This window comes from Streptomyces montanisoli (assembly GCF_017813245.1).
Lineage (GTDB): Bacteria > Actinomycetota > Actinomycetes > Streptomycetales > Streptomycetaceae > Streptomyces > Streptomyces montanisoli.
In genome coordinates, this window is sequence record NZ_JAGIQL010000011.1 from 70,843 (window position 1) to 78,080 (window position 7,238).

5 protein-coding genes are annotated in these 7,238 nt (G+C 73.0%); 2 read left to right on the plus strand and 3 right to left on the minus strand.

Annotated features, from left to right (window positions below):
* The first annotated feature begins 107 nt into the window (after positions 1 to 107).
* The gene (locus JFN87_RS05080) at positions 108 to 2,018 is read left to right on the plus strand and encodes an N-acetylmuramoyl-L-alanine amidase (RefSeq protein ID WP_372449180.1); all 1,911 of its coding nucleotides are present in this window, start codon (positions 108 to 110) and stop codon (positions 2,016 to 2,018) included.
* 170 nt (positions 2,019 to 2,188) lie between these two features.
* On the opposite strand, the gene JFN87_RS05085 is transcribed toward JFN87_RS05080, so the two are convergent.
* Positions 2,189 to 4,471: a serine/threonine-protein kinase gene (locus JFN87_RS05085; RefSeq protein ID WP_209338658.1), complete on the minus strand. Its 2,283-nt coding sequence runs from the start codon at positions 4,469 to 4,471 to the stop codon at positions 2,189 to 2,191.
* Positions 4,472 to 4,654: 183 nt separating this feature from the next.
* Positions 4,655 to 5,077, minus strand: a complete 423-nt coding sequence (locus tag JFN87_RS05090) for a YjbQ family protein (protein ID WP_209338659.1) — start codon at positions 5,075 to 5,077, stop codon at positions 4,655 to 4,657.
* A gap of 69 nt (positions 5,078 to 5,146) precedes the next feature.
* On the opposite strand from JFN87_RS05090, the gene JFN87_RS05095 reads away from it, so the two are divergent.
* Positions 5,147 to 6,241, plus strand: a complete 1,095-nt coding sequence (locus tag JFN87_RS05095; RefSeq protein ID WP_209338660.1) for an NAD(P)-binding domain-containing protein — start codon at positions 5,147 to 5,149, stop codon at positions 6,239 to 6,241.
* A gap of 32 nt (positions 6,242 to 6,273) precedes the next feature.
* Here the strand turns inward: JFN87_RS05095 and mltG are convergent, their stop codons facing one another.
* Complete coding sequence (gene mltG / locus JFN87_RS05100) at positions 6,274 to 7,050, minus strand: endolytic transglycosylase MltG (protein WP_372449181.1); 777 nt, start codon at positions 7,048 to 7,050, stop codon at positions 6,274 to 6,276.
* Between the last annotated feature and the right edge of the window lie 188 nt (positions 7,051 to 7,238).

Genomic DNA, 7,238 nt, shown 5'->3' on the forward strand with positions numbered 1-7,238 from the left:
GTGACCCGTCTGCCGGGCAGGGAGCGAAGCACAGCCCGCCGCGCGCCCCGGGCGCACACCCCTATCGTGATCGGCTACACCACTCCAAGGGACACGACCGAAATTCCTTGCGAAAGTCTGCACACAAGAAGAAGCCTCGCAAATTGCTGGTCGGGACAGTGGCAGGTGCCGCGGTGGCCGCGGGGTGTCTGGTGGCACTGCCGTCTGCCCAGGCGGCCCTGACGGGCGGCTCCGGTACGCAGGAGAGACAGGCGGACTTCGCGGACGCGGCGAAGGAGTTCCACGTGCCGCTCGATGTCCTCCTCGGCGTCTCCTACCAGGAGTCGCTGTGGGACGCGCACGGCGGCCAGTACAACACGTCGGGCGGCTACGGCCCGATGAACCTGACGGACGTCACCGCCAAGATGATGGCGGGCGGCGCCGCGGGCGCTGCGGGGCGCGGTGACATCGCGTCGCTGACGTCGAGCCCCGCCCTGCACACGCTGACCGCGGCGGCGAAGCTCACGGGCGTGTCCGAGAACGACCTGCGCACCGACGACCGCGCCAACATCCGCGGTGGCGCGGCGCTGCTGGCGTCGTACGAGAAGAAGCTGACCGGCGGCACCCCGTCCGACCCTGCGGCCTGGTACGGGGCGGTGGCACGCTACAGCCAGTCGCCCGACCAGAAGGCCGCCGGGCTGTTCGCCGACCGGGTCTTCAAGTCCGTCACGTCGGGTGTCAGCCGCAAGACGCAGGACGGGCAGAGCCTGAAGCTCGCGGCCAAGCCTTCGGTGCGCCCCTCGACGGGGCAGTTGTCCGAGCTGAAGCTGAAGGCGGCCAAGTCCACCGTCACCCCCGAGTGCCCCACCACCGTGGACTGCACGTTCCTGCCCGCGGCCGCCTCCGCCGGCCAGGTCGCGAACCGGCCGGGCGACGGTGTCGACATCAAGTACATCGTCATCCACGACACGGAGTCGTCGTACCAGGCCGCGATCGACACGTTCCAGAAGAACGGCGGCGCCGACTCGGCGCACTACGTGATGCGCGCGTCGGACGGCGCCGTCACGCAGATGACGCCCGACAAGGACATCTCTTACCACGCGGGCAACTACTGGTTCAACATGCACTCGATCGGCATCGAGCACGAGGGCTTCGCGGCCCAGGGCGCGAGCTGGTACCCGCAGACGCAGTACAAGGCGACGGCCGAGCTGGTGAAGTACCTGGCGGCGAAGTACGACATCCCGCTGGACCGCGAGCACGTCATCGGCCACGACAACGTACCGGGGCCGCTGGACAGTTACGTGGCGGGCATGCACTGGGACCCGGGCCCGTACTGGGACTGGTCGCGCTTCATGGGCATGGTCGGCGCCGGCTACGGCACGCGGACGGGGCGCACCCCCGAGGTGGGTTCCGCGGTGACGATCACACCGCCGTTCGACGGCAACCCGCAGACGGTGCACGTCTGCCCGGCCGAGGACCCCAGCGGCAAGACCACCGCCTGCACCGACCGCACGGAGCCGGCCAACTTCGTGCCTGTGCGCACCGCCCCGGACGCCAAGGCACCGCTCTTCGCGGACCCTGCCGTGCACCCGGGCGCCGACGGCAAGGGCACGGACGAGATCAACGACTGGGGAAGCACCGTCGAGGACGGGCAGCAGTTCGTCGTGGCCGGTGTCAGCGGCGACTGGACCGCGATCTGGTTCAGCGGGTCGAAGGTGTGGTTCTACAACCCGGGCGGCCGCAACACGATGCCGGCGCACGGCGCGACCATCGTCAAGCCCACGGGTGACAGCGCCGCGCTCTACGGTTCCGGCTACCCGAAGGCCTCGGAGTACCCCTCCGGCCTCTCCCCGTCGACCGAGAAGCCGCTGACCGTGTACTCCTTCCCCGCGGGCCAGGCGTACGTGGCGACGCAGCCGCCGGTCAGCTCGGACGACTTCTTCGTGACGGGCGACAAGCACGTCACCGGTTCGCAGAAGTTCTATACGATCCAGTACAACCACCGCGTGGCCCTGGTGGACAGCGCGGACGTCGCGTAGGCGCCGTCGCCGTACCGCCGCAACCACTCATGGGCCCGCCCCCGGTCCGGCATCCGCCGGCCGGGGGCGGGCCTTCGCCCAGCCCTTGAGCCCGCCGCCCAGGCCGAAGCCCTTGCCGAGCTTGCGGGAGAGCCGAGGACGACCTGGCCGAGTACGCCGCGCGTCGGGCGTCAGCCCGCCTTCGGCGGCTTCTGCGTGTCGAAGGCGAACAGTGTGTTGTCGGCCGCGGCCACGACGACGGCACGTCCCGCGACGGTGACGCGCGGGCTGGCGCCCTGCTCGCCCGTCAGGCCGTCCGTCTTCGGGATCGTCGCCCACAACTGCTTGCCGCTGCGCGGCGACAGGGCGACGACCCGGCCGGTGGCCGAGCTGAAGTACAGCGCGCCGGCCCCCGCGGTGGGGCCCGAGGCACCCTCCACGCCCGTCTGCCGCGACCACTTCTTCCGGCCGGTCGCGGGGTCGAACGCCGTGACGAGACCGGCATGCCCGCTCACGTAGACGGTGCCGTCCGCCATGCCGGGCGTTCCCGCGTACGTCCTGGCCAGGCGGGAGTACATGACCTTCCGGGAGGTCGGGTCGACCCGTGCCATCCCGTCGTACCCGGCGAGCGCCGTCCCCTCGTAGTGCTCCCGCAGGAACACGAGTTGACCTCCCGCGGCGCCCATCGGCACGAGGGGGCCGTTGACCGCGATCGGCCTGCCCAGCTTCCCCGAGGAACGGTCGACCGTGTACACGGTGGCGTGGCGCACGTTCACGGAGTTCACTTCCTCGTTCGTCGCGCACATCGCGAAGAACCGCGATCCGGCAAGGACGGGGGCGCACTGCTGCCCCGCGGGGAACGGCGTCGTCCAGGCGACCTCACCGCTGTGCGCGTCCCGATCCTCGAGGCGCGAGTCGGACGCGTCGACCGTCACGACATCGGAGCCGACCACGACGGCGTCCTGACTCCGGCCGGTGACGGCCTGCGACTGGGCGCTGAACGGCACGGACCACAACTTCTCGCCGCTGCGCGCGTCCAGCGCCACCACCTCTTGGGGAGGGCCCTGCGGGGCGTGCTCGGCGGCGAAGCGGTAACCGAGCACGGTGTCGTCGGTGGCACCCACCATGTGCATGCCCTCGACCGGGACGCCCGGGCTCTTCACCGTCCACGCGCGCGAGCCGTCCCGTGCGCTGATGCGGGTCGCCACGACACTGCCGCCCCCGCAGAACAGCGCGTCGCGGCGGGCGACGCAACGCAACTCGTCGGGGATGTCCGGGCGGCCGCCCTTCACGGTCTCCTGCCACGGCGCGAAACCGGCCGGGAGCGGGGCACTTGGCGCCGCGACGCCGCTGCCGTTGCCGCCACCGCCACCGCCACCGCCGTTGCCGCCGAAACCGCCCGTCTTCAGCGCGGCGACTCCCCCGCCGATCGCCGCCACCGCCACCACAACCGCGAGCGCGGGCCGCCAGCGGCGGCGCAGACGGGCGCCGGGGGCGCCGCCGCTCGTCGTGTCGGGGCCCGCCGGAGGGCTTGCCGGGACACCGGCCGTGCCGCCCGCCGGGGCCGCGGTGTCGGGCATCGCGATGTGGTGCTGCGTGACCATGTCGCGGGTGCGGCCCGCGCCGGGCCCGTTCGCGCCGGCCCCGCTCGTCTCGTCCGCGCCCAGGTCGGCCGGGAGGTCCCGCAGCAGCACGAGGAGTTCGTCGGCCGAGGGTCGCCGCCCGGGCTCCTTGTCCAGGCACGCTTCGACGACGGAGCGCAGGGCGGCCGGCACGGAGCCGAGCGACGGCTCCTCGTGCACCACCTGGTACGCCGTCATGTAGGGGCTGTCGGCGTCGAAGGGCCCGCGGCCCGTCGCCGAGTACACCAGCAGCGTCCCCAGCGAGAAGACGTCGGACGCGGGGCCGACACCGCGCGGCGCCTGCAACTGCTCGGGGGACATGAAGGGCGGTGTGCCGATGACCCGCCCCGTCATCGTCAGGGTCTGCTGGTCGGCGGCGCGCGAGATGCCGAAGTCGATGACGCGCGGGCCCTCGGGCGAGAGCACGACGTTCGAGGGCTTCAGGTCGCGGTGGACGACCCCCACCCGGTGGATGTCGCGCAGCGCCTCGGCCAGCCCTATGCCGAGCCTCCGCAGCTCCGCCCCGTCCAGCGGGCCCCGCGCGGTGATGCGCTGGGCGAGCGTGTCCCCCTCGATGTACGTCGTCGCCATCCAGGGCTGCTCGGCCTCGGGGGCGGCGTCGACCACGGCGGCGGTGAACGCGCCGCTCACCCGCCTCGCCGCCGCCACCTCCTGCCGGAAGCGGATGCGGAACTCGTCGTCCTCCGCGAACTGCTGGTGGATCAGCTTGATCGCGACGGGCCGCCCCGACGTCATACGGGCCAGAAAGACCGTGCCCATGCCGCCCGAGCCGAGCCGCGCCTCAAGCGGATAGCCTCCGATCTCGGCTGGATCGCCTCCGCGCAGCGACACCCTTCCCGCCCTCCCGTCCCCGTCCCCCGCGCACCTCTGCCGCCACGGGCCTGCGTACCTGTCCTGTGCTGTCCTGCACACAAACTAGCCGGAGTGCATCACGACAGAGCAAAGCGGGTGACGAACGGGGGCGCGGGCCGGAGCCGGCGGGGTGTCTGGCGGCACCGGCCGGTGGGCGGCCGGCTAGCCCAGGAAGCTCAGCCGCACCTGGCGATCCGGGTTGTCGACATTCGTGTCGACCAGGCAGACCGACTGCCACGTGCCCAGTTCGAGACGGCCCCCGGTCACCGGCAGGGTGGCGTGCGGGGGTACCAGAGCCGGGAGCACGTGGTCGCGGCCGTGGCCCGGGGTGCCGTGGCGGTGGCGCCAGCGGTCGTCCGGCGGGAGCAGGTCGCGCAGGGCCGTCAGCAGGTCGGTGTCGCTGCCCGCGCCCGTCTCGATCAGCGCGATGCCCGCCGTGGCGTGCGGGACGAAGACGTTCAGCAGGCCGTCGCGTCCGTCCGCGGCCTCGCGCAGGAACGACTCGCAGTCGGAGGTGATGTCGAGCACCGCCTCCTCGCCGCCACTCGTGAGGTGCAGGGTCCTGGTGGTGAAGGTTTCTGGCATGTCCCCATCCTCGCGCGCGGTACGGCTTCGCGCCGGGAAGATCCCCGTCGTACGCGGTGTTGCCGGAGCGTGGACGAATTCGGTGGGCGTGTCGTGGACGTCGTGGTGATCGGGGCCGGGCAGGCCGGTCTTTCGAGCGCGTACCACCTGCGGCGCACGGGGTTCGTGCCGGAGCGCGACTTCGTCGTGCTCGACCATGCGCCCGGCCCTGGCGGCGCCTGGCAGTTCCGGTGGCCGTCGCTCACGTTCGGGAAGGTCCACGGGCTGCACGCGCTGCCCGGGATGGAGCCGGCTGTCGGGGACGGCGACGCCGCGCTGCCCGCCTCGCGGGTCGTGTCCGGGTACTTCGCCGACTACGAGCGCCGCTTCGGCGTGCCCGTGCACCGGCCCGTCGACGTGTCGGCGGTGCGCGAGGGGGCGGGAGGGCTGCTCACCGTCGAGACCTCGGCCGGCGACCTCGCCACCCGCGCCCTCATCAACGCCACCGGCACCTGGGACCGCCCGTTCGTGCCCCACTACCCCGGCCAGGAGACCTTCCGCGGACGCCAGTTGCACACCGCGGGCTACGCCGGTCCCGGGGAGTTCGCCGGGCTGCGCGTCGTGGTGGTCGGCGGCGGGGCGTCCGGCACGCAGCACCTGATGGAGATCGCGCCGCTCGCCGCGGAGACGACCTGGGTGACGCGCAGGCCGCCCGTCTTCCGCGAGGGCCCCTTCGGGCCCGACGAGGGCCGGGCGGCGGTCGCGCTGGTGGAGCAGCGGGTACGGCGTGGCCTGCCACCGGGGAGCGTCGTGTCGGTGACGGGCCTGCCGGTCAACGACGACGTGCGGCGCGCGCTCGACTCGGGCGTGCTCGACCGCGAGCCGATGTTCGACCGCGTCACGCCCACCGGCGTGGCCTGGGACGACGGACGCTCCCTGGACGCGGACGTCATCCTGTGGGCGACGGGTTTCCGCCCCGCGGTCGGCCATCTCGCGCCGCTCGGGCTGCGCGAGCCGGGCGGCGGCATCCGCGTGGAGCGGACCAGGGCGGTGCGGGACGAGCGGGTGCACCTCGTCGGCTACGGGCCCTCTGCCTCGACCATCGGCGCCAACCGCGCGGGGCGGGAGGCCGTGCGCGATGTCAGGGCGCTGCTGGCCGAGCGTGCGGCCGAGCTCGTGGCGTGACGCGAGTGGGGTGGGGAGCGCCCTGATTCACGTCAGCGTCGTCTGTTGGCGTTGAACTCCTTTACGTTCTGCTGCTGTTGCGCGTAGGTGGTGGCGAACCGCGTGTCGCCGTCCTTGACCGTCACGAAGTACAGCCACGTGCCCCGCGGCGGGTCGCTGACCGCCTTCAGCGCCGCCTCCCCCGGGTTGCCGATCGGTGTGGGCGGCAGCCCCTTGTGCGCGTACGTGTTGTAGGGGCTGCTCGACTTCGTGTCACTGTCGGTGGTGTCGAGTGTGGAGCGGTGCAACGCGTAGTTCAGTGTGGAGTCCATCTGCAGCGGCATGCGCTTGTCGAGCCTGTTGAGCACGACGCGCGCCACCTTGCCCATGTCCGCGGGCGTGGCCGCCTCCGCCTGCACGATGCTCGCCACCGTGACCGCCTGGTAGAGCGTCAGCCCGTCGCGCTGGGCGCTCGCCCTGAGGTGGTCATCGCCCAGCTTCTTGTTGGCCGTGCTGACCATGAAGGTCAGCAGGCTCTTGGCCGTGGTGTGCTCGTCGACGGGGTACGTGGCGGGGAAGAGGTAGCCCTCCGGGTTGCCGTGCGCGGGCCCGGCCAGTTCGAGGTGGGTGGTGGCCGCCGTCCTGCGTGCGGTGCCGGCGGGCAGCGCCAGCACCTTGTCGATGGACGCGTAGACCTGCTCGGCCCGCCGGCCCTCGGGCACGACCAGGAACGTGTGCCGCCCGCCGCCACCGCCGCCTCCCCCGCCCCCACCGGTCAGCAGCGACAGCGGCACGAGCACGGCCGCGCCGAGCGTCAGGACCGCCGCCACCGCCAGCACCAGGCGCCCGCGCGGAGCGGGAGAGCGCTCGTCTGAAGTCCGGTCTGCGATGTTTCCCGCAAGGCCTCCTTCGCCTGGGAAAGAGGGGGGGGGGGGGGGGGGGGGGGGGGGGGGGGGGGGGGGGGGGGGGGGGGGGGGGGGGGGGGGGGGGGGGGGGGGGGGGGGGGGGGGGGGGGGGG